General features: G+C 72.3%; 22 protein-coding genes and 2 pseudogenes. 6 read left to right on the top strand and 18 right to left on the bottom strand.

The annotated features are described in order from the left end of the window. Positions 1-46: 46 nt before the first annotated feature. From M6G65_RS26230 to ugpB, 3 genes and pseudogenes are all read left to right on the top strand, one after another. Entirely contained in the window at positions 47-454 is a 408-nt protein-coding gene (locus tag M6G65_RS26230) for a hypothetical protein (RefSeq protein ID WP_250103078.1), read from the top strand. Beyond that, positions 442-2,466, top strand: coding sequence for a sensor histidine kinase (locus M6G65_RS26225; protein WP_250103077.1), 2,025 nt, complete (start codon positions 442-444; stop codon positions 2,464-2,466). Before M6G65_RS26230 ends, M6G65_RS26225 begins: the two co-directional genes overlap by 13 nt. Continuing rightward, positions 2,463-3,814 (top strand): annotated as a pseudogene (gene ugpB, locus M6G65_RS26220) (sn-glycerol-3-phosphate ABC transporter substrate-binding protein UgpB). Before M6G65_RS26225 ends, ugpB begins: the two are co-directional and overlap by 4 nt. A gap of 125 nt (positions 3,815-3,939) precedes the next feature. Here ugpB and M6G65_RS26215 read toward each other — a convergent pair. From M6G65_RS26215 to M6G65_RS26195, 6 genes are all read right to left on the bottom strand, one after another. Further along, the gene (locus M6G65_RS26215) at positions 3,940-5,577 is read right to left on the bottom strand and encodes an ABC transporter substrate-binding protein (RefSeq protein WP_238198771.1); all 1,638 of its coding nucleotides are present in this window, start codon (positions 5,575-5,577) and stop codon (positions 3,940-3,942) included. After that, positions 5,574-5,951 carry a sensor histidine kinase gene (locus tag M6G65_RS34100; RefSeq protein WP_430929512.1) on the bottom strand — a complete coding sequence of 126 codons (378 nt, stop codon included), beginning with the start codon at positions 5,949-5,951 and terminating at the stop codon, positions 5,574-5,576. Before M6G65_RS34100 ends, M6G65_RS26215 begins: the two co-directional genes overlap by 4 nt. Continuing rightward, the gene (locus M6G65_RS26210) at positions 5,933-7,912 is read right to left on the bottom strand and encodes a HAMP domain-containing histidine kinase (RefSeq protein WP_430929511.1); all 1,980 of its coding nucleotides are present in this window, start codon (positions 7,910-7,912) and stop codon (positions 5,933-5,935) included. Before M6G65_RS26210 ends, M6G65_RS34100 begins: the two co-directional genes overlap by 19 nt. A gap of 262 nt (positions 7,913-8,174) precedes the next feature. Then, positions 8,175-8,408, bottom strand: a complete 234-nt coding sequence (locus tag M6G65_RS26205; protein WP_238198774.1) for a hypothetical protein — start codon at positions 8,406-8,408, stop codon at positions 8,175-8,177. A 15-nt stretch (positions 8,409-8,423) separates the two neighbouring features. Then, the gene (locus M6G65_RS26200; protein WP_238198775.1) at positions 8,424-8,690 is read right to left on the bottom strand and encodes a hypothetical protein; all 267 of its coding nucleotides are present in this window, start codon (positions 8,688-8,690) and stop codon (positions 8,424-8,426) included. A gap of 141 nt (positions 8,691-8,831) precedes the next feature. After that, complete coding sequence (locus M6G65_RS26195; RefSeq protein ID WP_238198776.1) at positions 8,832-9,593, bottom strand: response regulator; 762 nt, start codon at positions 9,591-9,593, stop codon at positions 8,832-8,834. A gap of 134 nt (positions 9,594-9,727) precedes the next feature. Between M6G65_RS26195 and M6G65_RS26190 the strand changes: the two genes are divergently transcribed. Together M6G65_RS26190 and M6G65_RS33575 are read left to right on the top strand one after the other, a co-directional pair. After that, positions 9,728-11,482, top strand: a complete 1,755-nt coding sequence (locus tag M6G65_RS26190; protein ID WP_250103076.1) for a DUF3369 domain-containing protein — start codon at positions 9,728-9,730, stop codon at positions 11,480-11,482. 145 nt (positions 11,483-11,627) lie between these two features. Then, entirely contained in the window at positions 11,628-11,759 is a 132-nt protein-coding gene (locus tag M6G65_RS33575) for a hypothetical protein (RefSeq protein WP_283214896.1), read from the top strand. A gap of 92 nt (positions 11,760-11,851) precedes the next feature. Here the strand turns inward: M6G65_RS33575 and M6G65_RS26185 are convergent, their stop codons facing one another. Continuing rightward, the gene (locus tag M6G65_RS26185) at positions 11,852-12,466 is read right to left on the bottom strand and encodes a sensor histidine kinase (protein WP_250103075.1); all 615 of its coding nucleotides are present in this window, start codon (positions 12,464-12,466) and stop codon (positions 11,852-11,854) included. 238 nt (positions 12,467-12,704) lie between these two features. Between M6G65_RS26185 and M6G65_RS26180 the strand changes: the two genes are divergently transcribed. Further along, positions 12,705-13,340 carry a hypothetical protein gene (locus tag M6G65_RS26180; protein WP_250103074.1) on the top strand — a complete coding sequence of 212 codons (636 nt, stop codon included), beginning with the start codon at positions 12,705-12,707 and terminating at the stop codon, positions 13,338-13,340. Between the two features lie 72 nt (positions 13,341-13,412). Here the strand turns inward: M6G65_RS26180 and M6G65_RS26175 are convergent, their stop codons facing one another. The 11 genes and pseudogenes from M6G65_RS26175 to M6G65_RS26125 all read right to left on the bottom strand — a co-directional run. Next, on the bottom strand, positions 13,413-13,898 hold the full coding sequence (locus M6G65_RS26175; RefSeq protein WP_238198779.1) for a DUF302 domain-containing protein: 486 nt from the start codon (positions 13,896-13,898) through the stop codon (positions 13,413-13,415). Between the two features lie 50 nt (positions 13,899-13,948). Continuing rightward, entirely contained in the window at positions 13,949-15,556 is a 1,608-nt protein-coding gene (locus tag M6G65_RS26170; protein ID WP_250103073.1) for a DHA2 family efflux MFS transporter permease subunit, read from the bottom strand. Next, positions 15,553-16,713, bottom strand: a complete 1,161-nt coding sequence (locus tag M6G65_RS26165) for an HlyD family secretion protein (RefSeq protein ID WP_238198781.1) — start codon at positions 16,711-16,713, stop codon at positions 15,553-15,555. Before M6G65_RS26165 ends, M6G65_RS26170 begins: the two co-directional genes overlap by 4 nt. Positions 16,714-16,773: 60 nt before the next feature. Continuing rightward, positions 16,774-17,259 carry a winged helix-turn-helix transcriptional regulator gene (locus M6G65_RS26160; protein ID WP_238198782.1) on the bottom strand — a complete coding sequence of 162 codons (486 nt, stop codon included), beginning with the start codon at positions 17,257-17,259 and terminating at the stop codon, positions 16,774-16,776. A 123-nt stretch (positions 17,260-17,382) separates the two neighbouring features. Then, positions 17,383-18,390 (bottom strand): SLAC1 anion channel family protein, encoded by a 1,008-nt coding sequence (locus tag M6G65_RS26155; protein ID WP_238198784.1) that lies wholly within the window; start codon positions 18,388-18,390, stop codon positions 17,383-17,385. Between the two features lie 46 nt (positions 18,391-18,436). After that, on the bottom strand, positions 18,437-20,683 hold the full coding sequence (locus tag M6G65_RS26150; RefSeq protein WP_238198785.1) for a xanthine dehydrogenase family protein molybdopterin-binding subunit: 2,247 nt from the start codon (positions 20,681-20,683) through the stop codon (positions 18,437-18,439). Between the two features lie 10 nt (positions 20,684-20,693). Continuing rightward, on the bottom strand, positions 20,694-21,140 hold the full coding sequence (locus tag M6G65_RS26145) for a (2Fe-2S)-binding protein (protein WP_192709657.1): 447 nt from the start codon (positions 21,138-21,140) through the stop codon (positions 20,694-20,696). A gap of 251 nt (positions 21,141-21,391) precedes the next feature. Further along, the gene (rclC, locus tag M6G65_RS26140) at positions 21,392-22,012 is read right to left on the bottom strand and encodes a reactive chlorine resistance membrane protein RclC (protein ID WP_250103072.1); all 621 of its coding nucleotides are present in this window, start codon (positions 22,010-22,012) and stop codon (positions 21,392-21,394) included. Between the two features lie 38 nt (positions 22,013-22,050). Next, positions 22,051-22,398, bottom strand: coding sequence for a carboxymuconolactone decarboxylase family protein (locus M6G65_RS26135; RefSeq protein WP_192709659.1), 348 nt, complete (start codon positions 22,396-22,398; stop codon positions 22,051-22,053). 87 nt (positions 22,399-22,485) lie between these two features. Further along, a complete protein-coding gene (locus M6G65_RS26130) occupies positions 22,486-22,788 on the bottom strand; it encodes a helix-turn-helix domain-containing protein (protein ID WP_250104290.1) in 303 nt (100 codons plus the stop codon). Between the two features lie 129 nt (positions 22,789-22,917). Next, positions 22,918-23,435: pseudogene (locus tag M6G65_RS26125) on the bottom strand (cupin domain-containing protein); the annotation flags it as partial. Between the last annotated feature and the right edge of the window lie 11 nt (positions 23,436-23,446).

The following is a 23,446-nucleotide window of genomic DNA, read 5'->3' as shown; positions in this document are numbered from 1 at the left end:
CTTCAGTGCTCTCGGGAAGTCATCGCGCGGATGTCACAATAACCGAATGTGTCGTCGCAAGGTCGGCGGCGGAACGGGAGACCGCAACGGTGGCGGGGCGCGGGACACGGTGTGGGGCGCGATGATGCGCGGGTTCGGCAGGTCCGGCATCGCGCGCCGCGTCCTCGTGGTCGGGGCGATCCCGATCCTGGTCGCGGCCGCGATCGCGCTCGGCGCCTGGATCCTGCTCCACGAGGCCGAGCGCGCCCGGGCCGGCGCCGTGGTGGCGACGGAGACGGCGCAGACGCTCGCGGCGATGAACCGGGCGCGGGCGGATGCCCTGAGCGGCAGCGTCGCGGGGCGGGACGGGGCCGAGCGCCGCTTCGGCGAGCGCGCCGCGACGGCGACGGCGCAGCTCGAAAGGCTGGAGCGCCTCGCGCGGACGCGCGGCAGGCCGCCCTCGTGGCGACCGTGACGGGCGATCTGACCTCGCAGGTGACGCGGATGCGCGCGCTCCTGCTCTCCGAGCAGGCGGCGAATGCGACGATCGCCGACATGGCCCGGCGGGCGGACGCCCTGGTGGCGCTGACCGACGTCGCGCGCCGGCGCCAGCAGCAGGACAACGCCCAGCTGATCGCCGTGCTCGCCGTCAAGGACGCCGAGCTGGAGCGGAACCAGGGCGTCGTCACCGCGCTGCGGGAGCTGCGCGAGGCGATCAGCACGGCGGAGCTGAACCGGGCGCGCATCGGCCGCCCGGTTTTCCCGATCGAGTTCGACGAACTCGCCGCGGATCTGCGGCAGCTCGATGCCGTGGGCGACCGGCTGCGCCGGGTCCTGCGCGTCGACGGCGAGGCCGGGGCGGCCGACCGGGCGACGGAGCTGCTCAAGGCCTATCGCGACCGGAGCCGGACCGAGGATGACCTCAACCGGGTGCTCTCGGAGGGGTTCGAGCTGACCCGCGCCACCCAGGCGGGCCGCGTTCTGGTCGAGTGGTGCGACCAGCTCGTCCAGGTGAACGTCGCCCGCCAGAGCCGGCTCTACGAGGAGGTCGCGCTCCTCATCCGGCACTCGGTCCTGTCGAACGAGGCCGAGCTCTCCGCCCAGGACATCGCCCTCACGGCCCTGCGCCTCGCCCGGCGGACGGATGCGGCGCTGGCGGGCCGGGACACCGCCGAAGCGTCCCGGGTGCTGGCGGCGGGCGCGGACCTGTCCGGCACCTCCCGGACGCTGCTCATCCCGGTGAGCATCCGCGACGAGATGGCGGGGGCGATCGACGGCTGGCGCACGCAGCTCGCCGCAACGATCGACAAGATCGGCGAGCAGAACGAGACCATCGCCGACATGGACCGGCGGGCCGCCACGATGAGCGCCAACGCCCAGACCCTGAGCCGGGCCTTCATCGGCGACGCCGACCAGTTCGGCAGCGTGATCCGGCAGCTCCTGATCGTCGGGGCGGTCGGGGCCCTGTGCCTCGGGATCGGGGCCGCCGCCGCGGTGGCGCGCTCGATCACCCGGCCGCTGCACGCCCTCCAGCACAGCATCGTCACCGCCGCCGGCGCGCCCACGCCGGAGGATATCGGCCGGGACGGCCACCTGCTCGCCCGGCGCGACGAGCTCGGCGACATCGCCCGGGCGACCAACGCGTTCCTGGAGCAGATCCGCCGCCGGGAGGCGGACCGGCGCAACGCGTCCCAGCGGGCCGACGACGCGCTCACGACCCTGCGGCAGGCCCAGGAGGACCTGATCCGGGCCGAGCGGCTCGCCTCGCTCGGCCAGCTCGTGGCCGGAGTCTCGCACGAGATCAGCACGCCGCTCGGCATCGCGTTGACCACGGCCACGCAGGTCCAGTCCGACTCAGCCGCGTTCGCGCGCCTGGTCGGGGACAACCAGCTCTCCCGCTCGCGGCTGACCCAGTATGCCGGGCGGATGCAGGAGGGCGCGCAGCTCCTGACCAGCAACCTCATGCGGGCGGCCGACCTCCTCTACAGCTTCAAGCAGGTGGCGGCCGATCAGGCGATCGAGGACCGCCGCGCGCTGAACCTCGCGGACTGGATCGACGAGCTGCTGAAGAGCCTGCGGGCCCTGGCGCGGCCGGGCCGGCACGCCTTCGTGGTCGAGTGCCCGCCCGACCTCGTCGCCGACACGCTCCCGGGCATCCTGGCGCAGGTCGTATCGAACGCCGTCAAGAACGCCATCGAGCACGGCTTCCGCGACCGGGAGGGCGGCCGCATCACCATCACGGCGCAGCGGACCGGGGACGGGATCGACCTGTCCATCGCGGATGACGGGCGCGGCATCGACAGCGCCGATCTCGGCCGCGTGTTCGACCCGTTCTTCACCACCGCCCGCGCCCGCGGCGGGACGGGCCTCGGCCTGCACATCGTCCACAACCTCGTGGTGAACCGCCTCCAGGGGCGGGTCGAACTGCAGAGCAGCGCCGGCGCCGGCACGGTGCTGCGGCTGTGGCTTCCGGAGCGGCTGGCATGAGCAGAGCGACGCGGAACGCCCCGCGCGGCGGCCTCGTCCGCCTGGGGCTGCTGATCGCCGGCCTGCTTCTCGCGCTGCGCCCGCTCCCGGCCGCCGCCGTCACCGAGCTGCAGTTCTGGCACGCCCTCGACGGGCCGAACGGCGAGCTGGTGACCCGCCTCGCCGAGACCTTCAACGCGTCGCAAGCCGATTACCGGGTCGTCCCGGTCTACAAGGGCAGCTACGCCGAGACGATCAGCAGCGGCATCACGGCCTACCGCACCGGCGCGGCGCCGCACCTGCTCCAGGTCTTCGAGGTCGGCAACGGGACCATGGCGGCCGCCATCGGCGCCGTCAGGCCGGTCGCCACCGTGATGCGGGAGGCGGGGCTCTCGGCGATGCCGGAGGATTTCCTGCCGGTCGTCGCCACCAATTACCTGGATTCCGAGGGCGGGATGCTGTCCCTGCCGTTCAACGTCTCCTCGACGGTGATGTGGATCAACCGCGACCGGTTCCGGCAGGCGGGCCTCGACGCCCATCATCTGCCGGCGACCTGGCCGGAGGTCTTCGCGGCCGCGCGGCGGCTCAAGGCGGCGGACGGCACGCGGTGCGCGCTGTCCTCGGCCTGGCCGACCTGGGTGCATCTCGAGCAGCTCTCCGTCTGGCACGACCGGCCGCTCGCGACCCGCTCCAACGGCCTGGACGGCTACGACGCCGAACTCGTCTTCAACGGCCCGCTCCAGGTCCGCCATCTGCAGAACCTCGCCGACCTGCACCGCGCGGGCGTGTTCGCGTACAACGACCGCGTCAACCGCGGGGAGAGCCGGTTCGTCTCGGGCGACTGCGCGATCTTCCTCACCTCGCCGAGCCTCTACGGGAAGGTCTCGACCGCGGCCCGGTTCGACTGGACGGTGGCGCCGATGCCCTTCTACCCCGACGTGGTCGCCGAGCCGCAGAACGCGATCCTGGGCGGCGGCTCGCTCTACGTGATGCAGGGCAAGACGCCGGACGAGTACCGCGGCGTCGCCCGGTTCCTGGCCTTCCCATGGAGGGACGCCAGCAGGCCGCGCTGTACCGGAACACCGGCTACATCCCCACGACGCGCGCCGCCTATGCTGACGCGGTGGCGGAGGGCTTCTTCGAGCGGCACCCGCAGCTCCACGTCGCCGTGCAGGAACTCACCCGACGCCCGCCGACGCGCAACACCGCCGGCCTGCGCCTGGGCAACATGCTGCAGATCCGCGACCTGTGGGCCGAGGAGCTGGAGGCGGCGCTCAACGGCGCGAAGCCGCCGCAGCAGGCGCTCGGCGACGCCGTGGCGCGGGGCAACCAGGTGCTGCGGGTCTTCCAGCAGCGGACCAAGAAGTGAGCATGGCGGATAGGTCGGCCCGCGCCGCCATCGCGAGCGCAGCGAAGCGACCCAGGGCACCGCGACCTCGGTGACCATGGCGCCGGCTGGATTGCTTCGCTGCGCTGGCAAGGACGGCGTTGCCGTCACCGGGACGCGCGGAACCGCACCGTCTCGAACAGGTGGCGGCCGAGGGGATCCATCGTCAGGCCGAGCACGTCGTTGCGGATCGCCAGATGGACCTTGCTGTGCGCCAGGGGCACCCAGGGCATCGCCTTCCGGACGATGGCCTGGGCCTGGCGGTAGAGGGCCTGCCGCGCCTCGCGGTCGCCGGTGCGGCGGGCGGCCTCGACCAGCCGGTCGTAGGCTGGGTCGCACCAGCGGGCGAGGTTGGCCCCGCCGGCCTGGGCGGCCTTGCAGCCGAGCAGCACGTTCAGGAAGTTGTCCGGATCGCCGTTGTCGCTCGTCCAGCCGTAGAGCATCAGGCTGGGCTCCCCGCCATAGAGCGCGGCGCGGTACGCGTTCCAGGGGCGCGTGACCGGGCGCGCGCGGATGCCGACCTGCGCGAGGTCGGCCTGGATCATGTCGGCGACGCGCCGTCCGTTCGGGTTGTAGGGCCGGCTGACCGGCGGGTACCACAGGTCGGTCTCGAAACCCTCGGCGAGCCCCGCTTCCGCCAGCAGGCGCAGGGCCTCGGCGCGGTCGAAGGGCGTGTCCGGCAGGTCGGCGTCGTGGGCCCAGATCCCCGGCGGCAGCGGCCCCTGCGCCAGGAGGCCGGCATCGCCGTAGACGCCGGCCACGATCGCCTGCCGGTCGATCGCCAGATTGACGGCGCGCCGCACCCGGACATCGTCGAAAGGCGCCTTCGTCGTGTTGAGGGCGAGATAGGCGACGTTGAGCTCGGCGAGTGCGAGCAGCGTCAGGCCCGGCTCCGCGCGGATCGCGTCGAGATCCCCGGTCGCCGGGAACGCCATGGCGTGGCACTCCCCGGCCCGCAGCTTGGTCAGCCGCACCGCCGCATTCGGGGTGATCGCGAAGACGAGGCCGTCGGGGCGCTCCCCCGGTTCGCCTTCGTCCGCCCCGCGGCGCCAGTAATCCGGGAAGGCGCGATAGCGCAGGACCTGATCCGGCCGGTAGCCCTCGAACACGAACGGACCGGTCCCGATCGGCGCCCGGGCGAGGTCGTCCGACGCGTTGCCGGCCGCGAGGGCTGCGGCGTACTCGGCCGACAGGATCGCCGCGAAGGCCTGGGCGATGTTGGCGAGGAACGTGGTGTCGGCCTCGCGCAGCCGGAAGCGGACGTGGCGCGGATCCGGCGCGTCGATCGCCTCGATCAGGTCGGCGAGGCCGAGATCGTGGAAGTAGGTGAAGCCCGGCGCGGCACCGTCGGGTCCGGCCCGGCGCTGCCGAGCGAAGGAGAACACCACGTCCTCGGCGTTCAGGGTGCGGGTCGGGGTGAAGCGCGAATTGGCGTGGAAGCGGACGCCGTCCCGCAGGGCGAAGACGTAGGTCCGGCCGTCCTCCGAGACTGTCCAGGATTCGGCGAGGCCCGGGCGGATCGTCGTGGTCCCGGGCGCGAACTCCACCAGCGTGTTGTAGACCTGCCAGGCCGCGTTCATCGTGGTGGTGGTCGTGGCGCGGGCGGGATCGAAGCTCTCCGGGCTGCCCTCCGAGCAGAACACGAAGGTGCGGGCCGCCGCCGGGCCGGGCGCCAGGAGAAGCCCTGGAAGCAGGCCGGCCGCCAGGGCGAGGAGCCCGGCCCGGCCTCCCGCGGCCGGCCTCACGGTGTCCCGATCGCGGTGGGGAGCGCCCGGGCGGCCGTGTCCGCGCGGCGGGCGGGAAACTCGACCTGCACCACTGTGCCCTGGCCGAGTTCGCTGGTGAGCGCGATGCGGCCGCCGAGCTTGGCGGTCACGAGGTTGTGGACGATGTGCATGCCGAGCCCCGTGCTGCCGGCGCTGCGCGCCGTCGTGAAGAACGGATCGAAGATCCGGTCGAGGTGCTCCGGCGGGATGCCCTGGCCGGTGTCGCGGACCTCCATCCGCACGAGGCCGCCGTCCCGTTCCGATACGTCCACGGCGATCCGGCCCGGCTCGCCCGCGCGGAAGCCGTGCACGACCGCGTTGGCGATCAGGTTGGTCACGATCTGCGCCAGCACGCCGGGATTGGTGTCGATGACGAGGTCCTCCGGGCAGGCGCGCGCTCCACCGTGTGGCCGCCCTTGCGCAGCATCGGCCGCAGGCTCGCCAGCAGGTCGTCGAGCCAGGTCGCCAGCACGACGCTGCGGCTCTCGTCGCTGACCCGGTCGACCGCGACCTGCTTGAAGCCCTGAACGAGGTCGGCGGCCCGGGTGAGGTTTGTGCAGAGCAGGGTGGCGCCCTCCTCGACCCGGTCGACGAAGTGGTTCAGCCGGGAGCGCGACAGCGTGCCGGCGGCGAGGCCCGTCCGGAAGGTCCGCGCCTCGTCGCTCATGAGCGTCCCGGTGGTCAGCGCGATGCCGAGCGGCGTGTTGATCTCGTGGGCGACCCCGGCCACGAGCTGCCCGAGGGAGGCGAGCTTCTCGGCCCGGACGAGGTTGTCCTGAGTCCGGCGCAGCTCGACCAGGGCGACGTCGGCCTGATCCTTGGCCCGGCGCAGCGCCCCCTCCCGGCGCGTGATCTCGGAGACGAAGACGGCCGTGGCGCGGGCGATGTCGCCGAGTTCGTCCCGACGGCCCGTGCCGCGCACGGCCGCGCCCGCCGGGTTGCCGGTCAGCATCACCATGTCGCCCTGCAGGGCGCGCAGGGGCACCAGGATCGAACGGGCGACGCAGATCACCACCAGGGCGCCGAACAGCAGCAGCCCGGCCGCGCCGACGAGCAGGATCCGCTGGATGAAGATGCCGAACCGGTCGGCGTCGCCCACGAAGGCGTCGTTGAGGGCCTTGGCGCTGTCGATCATCGTCGCGGCGAGCCCGTCCATCGCGACGATCATGGCGTTCTGGCTCCGCAGGCCCCCGATGGTGGTCGTCAGACGCGCCCGCCAGCCGTCGAGGGCCTGGATCATCTCCGCCTGGATCAGCGGCGAGATCGGCAGGGCGCCGGCGCTCCGGGCGAGGCGCTCGCCCTCGGCCAGCATCCGCTCGGCGAGAGCGGCGTCGCGGTGCAGCAGAGCGCCCGCCGTGCGCGGCCCGAGCTTGAGGGTGCCGATGGCGACGTTCTGCGTGGCCTGCTCGATCTCGTTGGCCTCCACCGAATAGGCCAGCAGCTGCGCCACCTCGTCGTGCAGGCTCTCCTGGCCGGAGGTCTCGATCTTGAGATTGCGCTCGATCCAGCCGTCGAGCTTGCCGCGGTCCGGGTTCTGCCCCGCGGCCTCGACGGTCAGGGCGTCGAGCGCCTCGGCCTCGGCCTCGCGGCCGTCGTCCCGCAGCGCCGCCGCCAGGTCGCGGCTGGCGGCGCGGAAGCGGGCCTGCGCGCGCTGGGCCTCGGACTCGGCGGCCGCGGGTCCGGCCGGATCGGCGGCCTGGCCGGTGCTCTGGCCGGCACTCTGGGCGGCGCCTTGCGCGGCGATCACCGCGCTCTCGGCGGTCCGGACTCGCAGGGCGTTGAGGCGGGCGACGAGGCCGCGGGCGACCCGCAAGGCCTCGACCTTCTCGGCCAGCGAGCGGGCGAGGTCGGCGTTCGAGGCCTGCTGCCGCAGGCGCGCCCGGTCGGTGAGGTCGATCAGGGTGTCGGCCCGCTGATTCATCTCGCGGATCAGGCCGTCATTCTCCTGGGTGCGCCGGACGAAGGCCTCCATCTGGCTCCGGTAGCGGGCGAGCGCCGCTTCCACCGAGGCGATGCGGGAGCGCTGCGCGTCGATGCGGGCGAAGCCCGTGAGCCGGCCGAGGCCCGCTTCGGCCCGCGCCGTCAGCCCGGCGAAGCGCTCGGCGTAGGTCTGTCGGTCCTGCGCGTCCGCGGCGGCGTACTGGTCACGGACCAGACGCGCGGTGGCGATGTCGTGGTACACGTCGGCGACCAGGACCGCCCCGCCGCGGGCGCGCTCCTCCTGGGCCAGGAGGAGCCAGCCGGCCATGGCGATCGCGCCGGCGGCGAGGATCGGCACGCCTCCGACCAGGGCGATCTTGGGTCCAACCCGCATCCGCGTCCCGACATAGGGGTCCGGCATCAACTTAAAGCGGTGCCGGAGCGCGGTGCAATCGGGCAGCGTTCCGGCGAGTCCCGGCGGCCCGGCGACGCGGCCATCCCGTTTCCGTTCGAAGCCTTCGGTCGATGCTGACCGCTCCGTCATCACGCGCGCCGCGGTGTGACCCAGGGCAGCGCGCGTCCGGTCGGTGCGGCGCTGCTGGATTGCGTCGCTGCGCCCGCACAGACGGCGTCGCAGCCATCCACCCCGCGCAGTCTCAGCGGGGTCGGGAACCGGCCGGTCGCGGGTCGGGACCGGCCAGCACCGCATCCTGCGGATCACGCGCGCCATCGGTGGGCGCGGGCGCGCCGAGCGGCGCCGGCACGCCGAAACGTTCCGCCCGGGTCGGCGGGCGCCGCGGCGCGGGATCCCGGCCGTGCAGCATGCGGTGCAGCCGGCGCAGCAGGTTGGGATCGTCGCCGGCGCCGGGATCGTCGCTGAAATGCGGCATGGCGGTCCCCGCCTCTCACCGCGAGCCGGGCGCGGGCTCGACCGCGATGAGCCGCACGCGGCGGGGCGGCGCATCCGCTTCGCCGGGGCCCGCACAGGCGCCCGGCGGGTACGGCCAGGCCGCGCCGGCACAGGGTGCGCCGTCACGGAGAGACGCGGCGGAGGCCCGCGCATCGCGATCCGCCACCGGCGCCGCGCCGCCCGGGGCGACCAGGCCGACGAGCGCCAGAACGCAGAGCGTGCCGGCCGCCGCGGCCGACGAGGGTCCGATCAGATGTCGCATGGCCTGTCCTCCGGGCCGCCTCGGCCCTCGGTCGTGCCACGCTGATAGGGGCTCTCCGTGCCGCGGTTATTGCGTCCCGGCCGGCCCGAGCGCCGAAATGTTGCGTCCGCAGGCCGGGACGCAATATTTCAGCGCCCTTCATCAGTCTCCCTCAGGCCGGAAGATGTATCCGAGGCCCCTGACCGTACGGATGTAGCGCGGATTGCCGGGATCCGGCTCGACCTTCTTGCGGATGCGGTTGATCCGCACGTCGATGGCGCGGTCGAACGCGTCCGGGTCGCGGGCATCGGCGAGGTCGAGCAGCCGCTCGCGGGACAGGGCGCGCCGCGGGTTGTCGGCGAACGCCTTCAGCAGATCGAATTCCGAGCGGGTGAGCGCCTGTTCGAGGCCGGCATCGTCGCTCAGGCGCAGGGCGTCGAGTTCCAGCCACTTGGTCCCGAACCGGATCCGGCGTCCCACGTCCGGGCTCGGCACCGGCGCGGCGCCCGGCGCCTGCACGCGACGCAGCACGGAGCGCACCCGGGCGACCAGTTCCCGCAACTCGCACGGTTTGGGCAAGTAATCGTCGGCCCCGAGCTCCAGCCCGACCACCCGGTCGATCGCGCTCGCCGTGGCGGTGAGCATGATGATCGGGATCGCCGTCCGGGCCTTGAGGTCGCGCACGATGGAGAGCCCATCCTCCTCGGGCATGTTCAGGTCGAGCACGATCAGGTCCGGGCTCTGCCGGACGAGGTGCTCCCGCAGGGCGCGTCCACCGTCGCACAGGACCACCGAGAACCCGTGGAGCTTCAGGTAATCCCCCACCATCTCGCGGGTCGCTGCCTCGTCATCGACCACGGCAATAGAAGGCATCACCGCGCCGCCACGGGCGGTGCCGAGGGCGGGGCTGTCTGGAATGGTCATCGCGGCTGTGCGCACTTTCCGGCTTCGCTCTGGAACGAATGTAGGAATCGTATCGGATCACGATAGCGTGACAAGTTTTCAACACGATTGCTAGCGTACTCGTCAGGTTTCGAGCAGCATTTCAGGCCACAGCCATGGATGACGACACCCTCACGCTGATCCCGGACGATCTCGATGAGGCGAAACCGAATGCGGGGGCGTGGGTCATCGCCGTGATCGACGACGATCCGGCGGTCCATGACGGCACCCGCTACGCCCTGGCGAGCTACACCCTCGACGGGCGCGGCCTGGAGATCCTCACCGCCCGCTCGGCCGCGGAGGCGCGGGTGCTGCTCGCCGAGCGCCGCGACGTGGCGGTGGTGCTGCTCGACGTGGTGATGGAGACCGACAACGCCGGGCTGGACCTCGCCGACTACATCCGGCGCGACCTCCGGCAGGAGACCGTTCGGATCATCCTGCGGACCGGCCAGCCCGGCCAGGCGCCGGAGCGGCGGATCATCGCCGATTACGACATCAACGACTACAAGGCGAAGACCGAACTCACCGCCGACAAGCTGTTCACCAGCCTCACCGCGGCGCTCCGCGCCTACCAGCAGCTCAAGCGCCTCGACGAGACCCGGCGCGGGCTGGAGATCATCATCGACGCCGCCCCGATGCTCCTCGACCACAAGTCGATGCAGCGGCTGGCCGAGGGCGTCCTCACCCAGGTCGCCTCGCTCCTGAACGTCGCCTGCGCCGGCATCCTGGTCCTGCGCGAGACCGCGGCCCCGCAGGAGCGCTTCTGCGTGCTGGCCGGGTCCGGCTGCTACGGACATTACGCGGGCCGCGAGCCGGCCTGGCCGCTGGAGGAACGGGTGCAGCCCCTCGCCGAGCGGGCCTTCGCCGAGCGCCGCCACAGCTTCGGCGAGCATTGGTCGACCCTGTACCTGCACACCGCGAGCGGCAGCGAGATCGTCGCGCTGATCGAGGCCGACCGGCAGCTCTCCGAGACGGACCGCTCGCTCATCGCGCTGTTCACGAGCCGGCTGTCGATCGCCTTCGACAACGTCATCCTCTACGAGCGGCTGCAGCAGACCAACGCCGACCTGGAGCGGCGGGTGGTCGAGCGCACCGCCGAGCTGATCCGGGCGAACCGCCGTCTGGACCTGCAGCGCTCGGACCTGCGGCGGGCCAACAGCCTCAAGACCGAGATCCTCGGCACCATCGCGCACGACCTGAAGAACCCGCTGGCGGTGATCCTCGGCCGCGCCGAGATGCTGTCCGACCTGATCGACATGCAGGGCGACCGCGAGCAGATGCGGGCGCAGGTGCAGCACGTGCGCGCCAGCGCCAAGGGGCTGACGACCATGATCGACAGCCTCATGGCGGATGCGATGAACGACGCCCTCGACATCAGCCTGCGCCGCGAGCCCGTCGACCTCGCGGGACTCGCCCGGGAGGTCTGCGAGGCCGACCGGCCGCTGGCCGACGCCAAGGGCCAGACCCTGGTCTGCGACGGCCCGGACGAGCTGTTCCTCTGCGGCGACGCCGAGCGCCTGCGCGAGGCCCTCGACAACCTCGTCTCCAACGCGATCAAGTACAGCCCGGCCGGCGGCGCGATCAGCGTCCGGGTCAGCCGCGAGCCGGGTCCGCGGGGTGCGGAGCTGGTCTGCGCGGTCGCCGATCACGGGCCCGGCCTGTCGCCGGAGGATTCGACCCGGGTGTTCGGGCGCTTCCAGCGGCTCTCGGCGAAACCCACCGGCGGCGAGAATTCCACGGGCCTCGGCCTCTCGATCGTCCGCCGCATCGCCGAGCTGCACGGGGGCCGCGCCACGGCCGAGAGCGCGGGACCCGGGCTCGGGGCGGTGTTCGCGATCCGCTTTCCGGAAGAGGCCGTCGGGTTGATCTGAGCCGACGCGTCAGGAGCCTGTCACCGGGGCTCCCGCGATCCGCCCGGCGCACGCAACAAGCGACGCAATCCGCACGCAAACCAGCTTGGCCATACATTCGTCCCAGAACAGCCGACCGGCTTTCGTGGTGAGGGGGAGACGACGGATGGCCACCCGGATGATGACCCGCAGCGTGACCGGCGCGGACCGCATCGTGGCGTGGATCATGGTTGCCGGCCTGGCGCTAGCCTTGATCCAGTCCGCGCAAGCGTTGGCGCTGCCGGCCCATTTCATCTAGCGCCATCTGGACGCTCCGAAATCGACGGCACTTCGCAGCCCAACAGCCCGCCCGCACCGCCGCATCGCGGGCGCACGCATCAGGCGACCCGTTCACGTCCGATGGAGCGGCAGACGGACGGAGAAGCGGGCGCCCGGCGCATGACTTCTAGCGCCCGCCTCGATCGAACCGCCATGCGCCGCGACGATCGTGCGGCAGATCCCGAGACCCAGGCCGAGTCCTTCGGCGCGCGTGGTGAAGAACCCGTCGAACAGCCGCTCGGCGTTCACCGGGTCGATGCCCGGCCCGTTGTCGAGGATGTCGATCACGACGGACGCGCCGTGATCGGAGGTCTCGATCATGATCTCCGGCATCATTGTGCGGGCGTGCCGGTGGATCTGAATGGCGTTCATCAGCAGGTTGACGAAGACCTGCTGCAGCTGGATCCGGTCGGCCTGGACCAGCGCGTCGCTGCCGGCGCAGGCGAGGCTGAACCGGACGTCGATGCGGTCGAGATCGTGCCGCACGAACTGCACGGATTCCGTCAGGACCTCCGCGACGGACACGAGTGTCCGGACGCTGTCCCGCTTGGTGGCCATGCGGCGCGTGCGATCGATGATGTCGCCGGCGCGGGCGACCTGATCGACGATGCGCTGGCATTGCCGCCGGAGCAGGTCTCGGTCGAGATTGTCCCGGTCGAGGAGGCGCAGCATGGCCCCGGCGGTCATGCCGATCGACGACAGCGGCTGGCCGATCTCGTGGGCGATGGAGGCGGAGAGTTCGCCCAGGGTCGAGATCCGGGCGACATGCGCGAGCTCGTCGCGCAGCGTGTTGAGGGATGTCTGCCTCTGAACGTGCTCGGTGATGTCGGACGAAGGAGGCCAGCCACAGGCCGGAGGTCGCCCCGTCCGCCCGCGGCACCACGCAGAAGAGCGTTTCGAAGCGGCTCCCGTCCAGCCGGACGCTGTGCGCCTGCTGCTGGAACGCGGTGGCGCCGGTCGCGAAGGCCCGCGCCGAATTGACCTGCGCGGTGCAGAGCGGATCGAAGAAGCGCTGCGTGCGCTGCCCGATCATGTCCGCGCGGCCGGCGGCGCCGAACATCCGTACGGCCGCCTCGTTGACGTCGAGGATGACCATCCCGTGCCGCAGCCGGTCCGCCACGGCGGGATGGGCGTCGAGATAGCCGGAGATGTCGGTGATCCCGGCGGCTCGCAGCGCGTCGAGGGCGGCGACGCGTTCGCGCGCGTCGGCGACCACGAAGCCGATCGCCGAGACCTTCATGCAGACCAGGTACCAGGCGTCGTTCCAGTCGGCCTCGGTGGTGACGATCAGCCGATCGGCCGCGGGCGCGAGTCCGACGCTCATGCCGGCCGTCCCCGGGCAGGGCTGCGGGCGCCGTGTGCCGCCCGCGCCGCCGCGGGCTCGGCCCGCGACCGCGTCAGTCCGTGCGCCCAGGTCGGCACAGGCCGCCAACCGGCCACGTCCACGGTGCGCGTCATCGGGAAGCTCCATTCCGGTCACGGGACGGGTAAGGCCATGCAGCTTTGCCGCCAAGTCTCCGCCCCGTTCATCCGGCGGCTTCCGCGTGCAGCCGCGTGCTGATCCGCGATCGCACGCTCCCGAGACGCCGAAGGCGATGCGCGACCGGGCGGGGCGGGGCTCCCGGAGGGCCGGTCACGCGGCCGCCGCGATCAGCGTCGCCCGCAGCTGCGCGTCCAGATCGCGCGCCACCGCATCGACGGCCTCATCGTGGAACTGGCCGAAGGCGGTCGCCGGCCGGTCGTACTCGAACGCGACGCCGTCGGCGCCCTCCCGCAGCAGCACCCGGATCGGCGCGTACAGGGCCGCCGAGAGCACGTGGCACGTCATGCGGGAGGCGGTCAGCGGGTTGCCGATGTCGTACTGAATGGCCTTGCGCTCCAGGCCGGCGATCCGCAGCAGGGCGCCGTGATCGCGCTGGCCGAAGATCGAGAGCGGGGCCGCGCGCGCGAGCTGGCTGCGCGCCTCCTCGGCCCGGCCCGCCTGGACGAGGACCGCGTAGCCGTGGTCGAGGGGCGGGACCGCATCCTCCAGGGCCTGGCGCACGGCGTCGAAGGGTTTCGTCGAAGGGATCGTCACGTGCTCGATCGTGATGGGCGTGGCCGATGCGGTCATGGCCATGGCGCTGTCTCCGTGTCTGGCGGGTTCGGCCCTGCCTCGGTCCCCCCGGGTCAGTGCGCGTCGGCGGAAGGCCCCTTCGGCGGGGCGACCTTGCGCATCAGCGGCACCAGCGCGGTGGCCAGGGCGAAGCAGAGCGCGATGGCCGTGAAGGCGTCGGCGTAGGTCATGGTCTGCGCCTCGCGCAGCGTGAGCGACCGGAGCTGCCGCAGGGCGGCGACGTGGCCGTGCGCGGGATCGCCCGCGAAGCTGCCCGCCATGCGCACCTCCATACCGCGCAGGAGACCGAGCATCGCCGGGTTCGTCGGGTTCAGGTGCTCGGCCAGCCGCAGGAAGTGCAGGTTGGTGCGGTCGTTGAGGATCGTCGCGCAGGCCGCGATGCCGATGGCGCCGCCCAGGTTGCGCATCAGGTTGAACAGCCCGGAGGCGAGCTTCAGCTTGGCCGGCGCGAGGCCGCCGAGCGTCAGCGTCACGGTCGGCGCCACGGCGAATTGCTGCGCGAAGCCGCGCATCGCCTGCGGCCACAGCAGCTCGCGCCAGCCCCACTCGTGCGTGATCGGCGTGAACGACCACATGCTCAACCCGAACAGGCCGAGCCCGAACATCATCAGCCAGCGCAGGTCGATCCGCCGGGCCAGGACGGCGTAGACCGGGATCGCCATCACCTGGAACACGCCGGTGGAGAAGATGGCGAGCCCCATCTGCAGGGCCGAGAAGCCACGCACCTGACCCAGGAACTGCGGCGTCAGGTAGATCGTGGCGAAGATCCCGATGCCGGTGACGAACGAGAACAGGCAGCCCAGCGCGAAGTTGCGGCTTCGGAGCGCCGTCAGGTCGACGATCGGGTGGGCATAGGTGAGGCTGCGCCAGAGGAAGCCGACGCCTGCGAGCCCGGACAGCCAGGCGGTGGTCCGGATGGTGGCGTCCTCGGTCCAGTTCCAGCGCGGCCCCTCCTCGAGCGTGTATTCGAGGCAGCCGAGGAACACGGCCATCAGGGCGATGCCCAGCCAGTCGGTGGACTTGAGGAGCGCCGGCTCGGGCTCGCCGACCCGCACCAGCAACGGCACCACGACGGCGACGAAGATCCCGGGCACCAGATTGACGAAGAACAGCCAGTGCCAGGAGTAATTGTCGGTGATCCAGCCGCCCACCGTCGGCCCCAGGGTCGGCGCCAGCGACGACAGCGCCCCGATGGTCGCGGCGGCCACCAGGATCTTCTTGCCGGGGAAGAACGCGAAGGCGGTGGTGAAGACGGTCGGGACCATCGAGCCGCCCAGGAAGCCCTGGAGCGCCCGGAAGACGATCATGCTCTCGATGTCCCAGGCCCAGCCGCAGAGCAGCGAGGTCGCGGTGAACCCCGCCGCCGAGACGCAGAACAGCCAGCGCGTCGACATCACCCGGGCGAGGAAGCCCGAGAGCGGGATCACGATGATCTCGGCGATGAGGTAGCTGGTCTGGACCCAGGCGACCTCGTCCGGGCTCGCCGCCAGGCCGCCGCCGATATCCTTCAGCGAGGCCGAGACGATCTGGATGTCGAGGAGCGCGATGAAGAAGCCGATGCACATCACCGCGAAGGCGAAGACCTTCTGGCCCTCGCTCAGCGGGGCGGGTGCCGCCCGGGGCGGGGCCGTGGCGCCGCCGGTGACGGCCGCGGCCGTCATCGGGTGAGCTGACCGACGACGACGCCCGCGCTTTGGGCCGGCGCGTCGGGCTCGGGCGCGCCGCCGCGGCGGTCGACCGAGGCGGTCACCGACAGGCCGGGCCGCAGGCGGCCGAGCCGTCCGGCCTCGCCGTCGAGGCGGATCCGCACCGGCACGCGCTGGACGATCTTGGTGAAGTTGCCGGTGGCGTTCTCGGGCGGCAGCACACTGAACTGCGCGCCGGTCGCCGGCGCCAGGCTCTCGACGTGGCCCGTGAAGGTCTCGCCCGGACGCACGTCGGCCACGACGGTCGCGAGCTGGCCGGGCCGCATCTCGGCGAGCTGGCTCTCCTTGAAGTTCGCGTCGACCCAGAGACCCTGCGCGGGCACCAGGGCGATCAGGCCGGCGCCCGGCGTCGCGTAGGAGCCGGTGCGGGCGCTGCGGTTGCCGACCACCCCGGCGATCGGCGCCCGGATCTCTGTGTAGCCGAGGTTGAGCCGCGCCGTGTCGCGCTCGGCCACCGCCTGGGCGCGGGCGGCTTCGGCCTGCCGCTTCTGCGTCTCGATGACGGCGATCCGCCGCTGCGCCGCGTCGAGGGTGGCGCGCGCCTTCTCGACCGCCGCACGGGCCTTCTTGTCGTCCGCGTCGGCCTGCTGGAAGCGCTGCTCGGACGCGTACTGGCTGGCCGAGAGCTGCCGGTAGCGGGTGTAGTCGAAGCGGGTGCGGGCGGCTTCGGCCTCCGCGGCCGCGAGGTCGGCGCCGCCCTGTGCGATCACGGCCTCCTGCAGGTGCCGGGTGGCGTCGAGGTTGAGGAGCGTGGCCTCCTGGCCGGCCACCGCCGCCTCGGTCCTGGCCAGGGCCGCCCGGTAATCGCGGTCGTCGATCCGCAGCAGGAGGTCGCCGGCCTGGACCTGCTGGTTGTCGGTGACCAGCATCTCCGTCACGAAGCCCGACACGCGCGGCGCGAGAACGGTGACGTCCCCGCCGACATAGGCGTCGTCGGTGCTCTCCAGGAAGCGGCCGGTCTCCCACCAGGCGCGGCCGTAGGCCGACCCCGCCGCCAGGGCGAGGATCGCGAGGCCAGCGACGGCCGCACGCTTGCGGGATCGCCGCCGACCGGCCGCCGCCTCGGCCGGAACCGCCTCCACGAACCCGTCCATCGCCGCCGCGCCGCTCATGGTCCCGTGCTCCCGATCCGGTGGTCCTGGCCCGTGCTCTTGGTCCTGTGCGCCTGCCGGTCAGAGCGCGGTCTGGCGCTCGAAGCGCCGCCGCAGCCGCGGGCTCGCCGCGGGCCCGGCGACGACCCGGACGCCGTCGGAGAGCGGCCGGCCGGTGCGCCGGTCGACCACGACGGGATCGACCGCCAATCCGGTCTCAGGGTCGATGAGGCTCACGCTCTCGCCCTCCGGGGCGAGGTGGCGGTTGCCCCAGGCGAACAGGGTCCACAGCACGGGCCGGAAGTCCCGGCCCTTGTCGGTGAGCACGTACTCGTAGCGCGCCGGCCGCTCCTGGTAGAGCCGCCGCTCCATCAGCCCGGCCTCGCACAACGCCTTCAGGCGGCGCGTCAGCATGTTGGGCGCGATGCCGAGGCTCTGCGCGAACTGGTCGAAGCGCGTCAGCCCGTAGAAGGCGTCGCGGAGGATGAGGATGCTCCACCACTCGCCGACCCGATCCAGGGAGCGGGCGACCGGGCACTGCATCTGATCGAAGGAGGTCCGTTGCATGATGCAAGTTACCGAACATGGCTTTCATCAAACAAGTGACATTTCGCACATTCTATGGTGGTGGGTGCCGGTCGCGCGGGCCGCGATGGCGTGCGGCTCCGCGCGATCCGGTGCGACGGCGTCTCAGCCGCTGAGGGCGCGCAGCTCGCCGCGCGCGATGCCGGTCAGGGTCCGCAGGGCGAGCGCCCCGATCAGCCCCGTCGCGAAGGCGAGGAGGAGCAGCGCCAGGCCGTCGGCGAGGCCGCTCTGCGCGTGCTCGGCGTAGCGCAGGGCGGCCACGGCGGTCGCGGCCGCCGGGAAGCTCACGGCCCACCACGACACCCGGAACGGGCAGCATCGCGGCAGGTCCCGGAGCAGGCCGACGAGGATCACGAAGACGAACAGGCCGATCAGGAACAGCCCCTCGGCGAAGGCGTCGATCCGCCCGAGCGTCGCGGCGTAGCTCGAGAAGCCCACCACGAAGGGCGCGACCAGGATCATCAGCGTCGGCCGCATCGCCGGCGCGAGCGGCTCCTCGAAGACTAGGCGCGCGAAGACGAGGGTGAAGAGCGGCACGGCGAAGAACAGGCCGACGCTCAGCGCCAGCAGGGTCACGGTCTGCGTGTGCGGCAGGCCGAGGACCGGGGCGGCGAGCGGCACGTCGAGGAGCCCGACCACCGGCACGATCCAGGCGGGCGTCGCGTGCGCGAGCTGCTGGCGACTGCTCATCCAGCGGCTGACGATCACCACCGCGAAGACCAGCATGCCGGCGGCGGCCAGGATCCAGACGCCCTGGGCCAGGAGCGGGCTGACGCGGACCAAGACCAGCGGCAGCAGCAGCAGGCTGATCAGCACGGTCCCGAACAGGTTGCCGGCGATCGGGTGCCGGAACTCCGCGACGACGGTCGACCACGCCGTGACCGCCTTCATCCCGTAGGCCACGGCCAGGGCGAGGAAGCTGGCGAGCGCCCCCCACCCGATCAGGTCCGCCACGAGGCCCGGCAGAGGGTAGCGCAGGGCCGCAAGCCGCCACGCGACGCTCAGGCCGGTCAGCCCCATCACCGATCCGAACAGGGCGACCGGCAGGTACTCGAAGCGGGGGCCGGTCCTGAACAGCGCCCATCGGGGCGTCTGCGCGGCTGCCGTCGTCATCGCGTATCCTCCAAGTCCCGTCGCCGCGCCCCGCGCAGCTTTTGCATCACGCTCCAGAGAGGCGCGCCTTGGCCAGCGGCAGGCTGCGCAGGCGCTGGCCGGTGAGCAGAGCCACCGCGTTGACCACCGCCGGCGGCACGCCCGGCAGACCCGGCTCGCCGATGCCGCCCATCGGCGCGCCGCTCTCCACGATCGCCACATGCACCCGCGGCATCCGATCCCGATCGAGGATCGGGTAGGCGTCGAAGTTCCGCGCCTGGCGCTGCCCGCCCTCGTAGACGACCTGCTCCAGCAGCGTCGACGACAGGCCCAGAGCCGCCGCGCTCTCCACTTGACGCTTCACGATCGCCGGGTTGACCACGCGGCCCGGATCGATCGCGATCCACAGGTCGTGCACCCGCGCCTCGCCATCCTTGAGCGAGACCTCGGCGATCGTCGCCGTCTCGGAGCCGAACGGCGAGGCCATCGACACGCCCCGCGCCCGGCGCGTTCCGTCCGGTGCCTGGAACGGCCCCGGCTTCCAGCCGCCGGCCAGATCCGCCACCGCCTGCAGCAGCGTCCGATGGCGGGGGCTGTCCTTCAGGAGCGCCATCCGCAGGGCGAACGGGTCCTGGCCGCCGGCCTGGGCGATCTCGTCGAGGAAGCTCTCGTAGAAGTAGTCGTTCATCGAGTGGCCGACCGAGCGCCAGAACGCGATGGTCACCGGGTGGGGCACCTTCACGTAGCTGAGCTTCCGGTTCGGGATCGCGTAGGGCTTCTGGTCGAGGCCCTCCACCACCGAGGAATCGACCGGCGACTTGAACAGCGCGCCGAACCAGCGCCCGATCGGGCCCTCGCCCACGGCCGTCGTCTCGAGCGCCACCGGCATCCCGTCGGGCCCAAGCGCGGCGCGGAAGCGTGCGAAGCTCAGGGGCCGCAGCGCGTCCATGCCGAACTCCTCCTCGCGCGACCACAGCACCCGCACCGGCTTGCCCAGGGCCTTGGCGAGCAGGATCGCCTGCGGGAACGGGTTCGCCGGCCCGTAGTAGAAATGGCGCCCGAAGAAGCCGCCGAGCATCGGTGAGTGGATCCGGACCTGATCGGGCTGCAGCCCGGCGGTCTTGGCGGCGATCTGCTGGAACAGCTCGGGCATCTGGTTGGGCAGCCACAGGTCGAGGCTGCCGTCGGCGGCGAAGCGCGCCACCGCCGAGGGCGGCTCCAGCTGCGCGTGGGCGAGGTAGGGGGCTTCGTATTCCGCCGCGACGACCTTGGCGGCGCCCTTGAAGGCAGCGTCCGGGTCGCCCGCCTGCTCGGCCGGGATGCCGGGCTCGGTCGAGCCCTTCAGGGCCGCCAGCATCGCGGCCGAGGAGAAGCCGGCCGACACGGTGGCGATGCCGTCGGGGGCCGGCTTGGACCACGTGACCTGCAGCGCCTCCGCGCCCTTGCGCGCCCGCCACCACGTGTCGGCCACCACCGCCACCGCGCCCGGCAGACGCTGGACGGCCTGGACGCCCGGCATCGCCCGGACCTCCGCCTCGTTGGCGATCGCCTCCGGCTCGGTGCCGAGATGCGGCGCGTGCTGGACGGCGGCGTGCAGCATGCCGGGCTGGCGGATGTCGATGCTGTAGACGGCCCGGCCGGTGGACTTGTCGCGCATGTCGAGGCGCGCCACCGGCTTGCCGATCCAGCGGAAGGCCTTCGGGTCCTTCAGCGGGACGTCGTCGCGCGGCTGCAGGGCGAGGGCGGCGTCGGCGAGCTCGCCGTAGCCGAGGCTCCGGCCGGAGGCGGCGTGGACCACGCGGCCATCCCCGGTGGTCAGGCCGTCCTGCGGCACGGCGAGCTTGGCGGCGGCGGCGCGCAGCAGCATCTCGCGGGCGGTGGCGCCGAGCCGGCGCATCGCCTCGAAGCTGGAGCGGGTCGAGAACGAGCCGCCGGTCATGCGCAGGCCGTTGACGACGGCGTAGTCCGGCCCGGGCGGGGCGCATTCGACCGTGAAGCGGGCCGGGTCGAGGTCGAGTTCCTCGCCGATGGTCTGAGCGAGCCCGGTGTTGATGCCCTGTCCGCCCTCCACGAACGGGCTGAGCAGGCGCACCGAACTGTCGGGGCGGATCTCCAGGAAGGCGGCGACCCGGGTGCCGGGCTTCGGCGCAACGGCCGCCGGGCCTTCCGCGCGGGTCTGCGCGGCGGCCGGCTCGAGCCGCAGGCCGATTCCGAGGAAGAGCGCGCCGGAGGCGGCGCCGAGGAAGCCGCGGCGGGAGAGGTTGCGGACCGGCTCGCGACGGTCGGCGCGGCGGAGGGGCGTGAGGTCGGTCATGGGGCCCTCCTCAGGCGGCGGCCTGCCGCACGGCGGCGGCGATGGCGTTGTAGGTGCCGCAGCGGCAGAGATTGGTCATGGCGCCGGCGATGTCGGCGTCCGAGGGTTTTGGGGTCTGCTTGAGCAGGCTGGTGGCGGCCATGACCTGGCCGGACTGGCAGTAGCCGCATTGCGGCACCTCGATGCCGACCCAGGCGGCCACGACCTTGGCGCCGACCGGATCCTGCTCGATCGCCTCGATCGTGGTGATCGCCTGGGTGCCGACGCTCTCGAGCGGGATCTGGCAGGAGCGGGTCGCCGCGCCGTCGAGGAGCACCGTGCAGGCGCCGCACTGGCCGATGCCGCAGCCGTACTTGGTGCCGGTCATCCCGAGGCTGTCGCGCAGGACGAACAGCAGCGGCGTGTCGGGCTCCGCATCTACCGTGTATTGGCGCGCGTTGATCGTGAGCTGGATCATCGTTCGACCTCTTCCACAACGTGGCAAGGGTTATCGCGCCGGATCCATTTGTCCTGGCGCCACGAAACTCTCGAAGGCGCGCCACGAATGCGGTGCTTCGCGATCGCGTCCTGTTCGAACGGGCGTACAGGCGCCGGAAGCGGTTCGGAATCATACGAAGGTTAGGGATCATCACCTCGAGCGATGGCCGACCGGGGGTGCTCCGAACCTCGGTGGCGGGGGCGGCCGTGCAGCCCCCGCCCAGCGATCAATTACGCCTTCGCGGCCGGCACGAGCCCCGCCGGGGCGGTGCGGGCCGATGTCTGCTCAAGGACGGCGCGGGCGCTGTCGGCGAGGACCAGCCACGCGCCGGCCATGAGGGTCACGTCCTTCAGGACGAGGCGGCCGGCTCCCGACAGGTAGGGAAAGCCGTGCTCGGCATCGCCCAGGGCGGCCACCCAGGCCTCGGGCGTGGTGACCAGGAACGACAGGGTCACAACCGGGGTGAGGAAGGCCAGCACCGCCCCGGCGAGGCCGAGCCGCCGCGACACCAGCCCGACGAGGACGAGCAGGCCGATCAACAGCTCCACCGTGCCCAGGCCGCGGGAGAACGCGTAGGTGTGGTTGGCGGCCTGCCGTGCACGCGCGGCGAGATTCAGCTCGCCCTCATGGGTGAGGTGCTGCGCATACTGGTCCGGATGGGCGTAGAAGAACGCCATCACCGGGCTGTTGGCGACGAACGGCGTGATGCTGTCGGCCTCGTAGGGCACGAACTTGAGCGCGCCGATCCAGAGGAAGATGATGGCGATGGCGACCCGCATGGCCTGAAGGCCGAGGCGGTTCGATTCCGGCCCGGAGACGAGGCCGAGGACGCGACGGATCTGCGTGTTCATGACACGGTTCCTTTGCTCAAGCGGACGGGCGTGCAGGGTCAGGCCTCGGCGGAGGCCGCGAAGGCGTCGAGGGCGCGCGTCGCGTAGACGACCGCGGCGCCGGCATTGATGCTGGTGGCGACGCCGAGGGCTTCGGCCAGCTCGGCCTCGGTGGCGCCGAGCTTGCGGGCGGCGTCGGTGTGGACCGTGATACAGCCGTCGCAGCGCAGGGAGATCGCCACCGCGACCGCGATCAGCTCGCGGGTCTTGGCGTCGAGTTGGCCGGTCTTCTGGCCGGCGGTGCTCAGGGTGCCGTAGCCGCGCACGGTGTCGGGGCTGAGCTTGGCGAAGTGTCCGACGCCGGCCGTGACTTGCTGGCGGTACGTGTTCCAATCGATCATGGCCATGACGACCTCCTTCGTGATGACGAGGAAGGTAATCGTGGCCGGCCGCGCCCTCGATGGCCGGGCGGCGCAAGCGGATGACCGCGCGGATCAGCCTGGATCGGCGGCGTGTTCGGCCTGTCGCACGTGGCCGGGGCGGATCCCGTACTTGCGCAGGAACGCCCGGCTGAGGGCGGCGGCGGACTGGTAGCCGACCTCCGCTGCCAGGACCTCGAGCGGGACGGTGCCGGCTCGCAGACGATGACGGGCGAGGCCCAGCCGCAGGTCGGTGAGGAATTCCAGGGGCGCGATGCCGGCGGCCTTCCGGAAGGCGCGCACGAGGCTCGCCCGCGAGGCGGCGGAGAGAGCGGCGAGTTCGTCCAGCGTCCAGTCGCGCACGGGATCGCGCACCATCGCGAGCACCGCCCGGGCAGTCACCGGCTGCCCGAGCAGGCGCAACAGGCCCTCGGCGGGCGCCGCGGTTTCGAAATGCGCGCGCAGCATCATCATGAACAGCGCGCTCGCGAGATTCTCGGCGACCGCGACGGCTCCGGCGCGCCCGTCGCTCAGCTCCTCGCGGATGCCGACGAGGAGGGGCTCGAACCGTGTCGCCAGCGGCTGCGCGCCGACGCTCAGGACGACGAGGTCCGGCAAAGCGGTGACGATCAGGTTCTGCGGCGCGGCCTCGAAGTGCAGGCGGCCGCAGATCAGCTCGACATCCGGCTCGGCCCCGACGGTGGTCTTGAACCGGAGGTCGTGCCGGTGCTGGACGGCGACGGGCAGCCGGCCTGCGGCAACGGTCCCGCGCTGTGGAGGGTGTGCGCGTCGCCGCGCGGCAGGAGCAGGATGTCCCCGGCGGCGATCTGGAGCGGGTCGCCCTCCGGCCGCCGGAGAACGGCCTGGCCGCGCGTGACGATGTGGAAATAGGCCTGCCGGGTCGGCTCCGGCGAATGCGGGGCGGCCCAGCTCCCGCCGAAGCGGCAGACATCGTCCAGATGCGGCCGCACGCGCAGCAGGGGCGCAAGCCCGCTCAACGGATCTTCGCCCCCCGTCGCCGTCATGCGTCCCGTCC

Source organism: Methylobacterium tardum (assembly GCF_023546765.1).
Taxonomy (GTDB): domain Bacteria; phylum Pseudomonadota; class Alphaproteobacteria; order Rhizobiales; family Beijerinckiaceae; genus Methylobacterium; species Methylobacterium tardum.
Note: the sequence above shows the minus strand (reverse complement) of the source record. Positions and strands in the feature narration are given on the sequence as shown.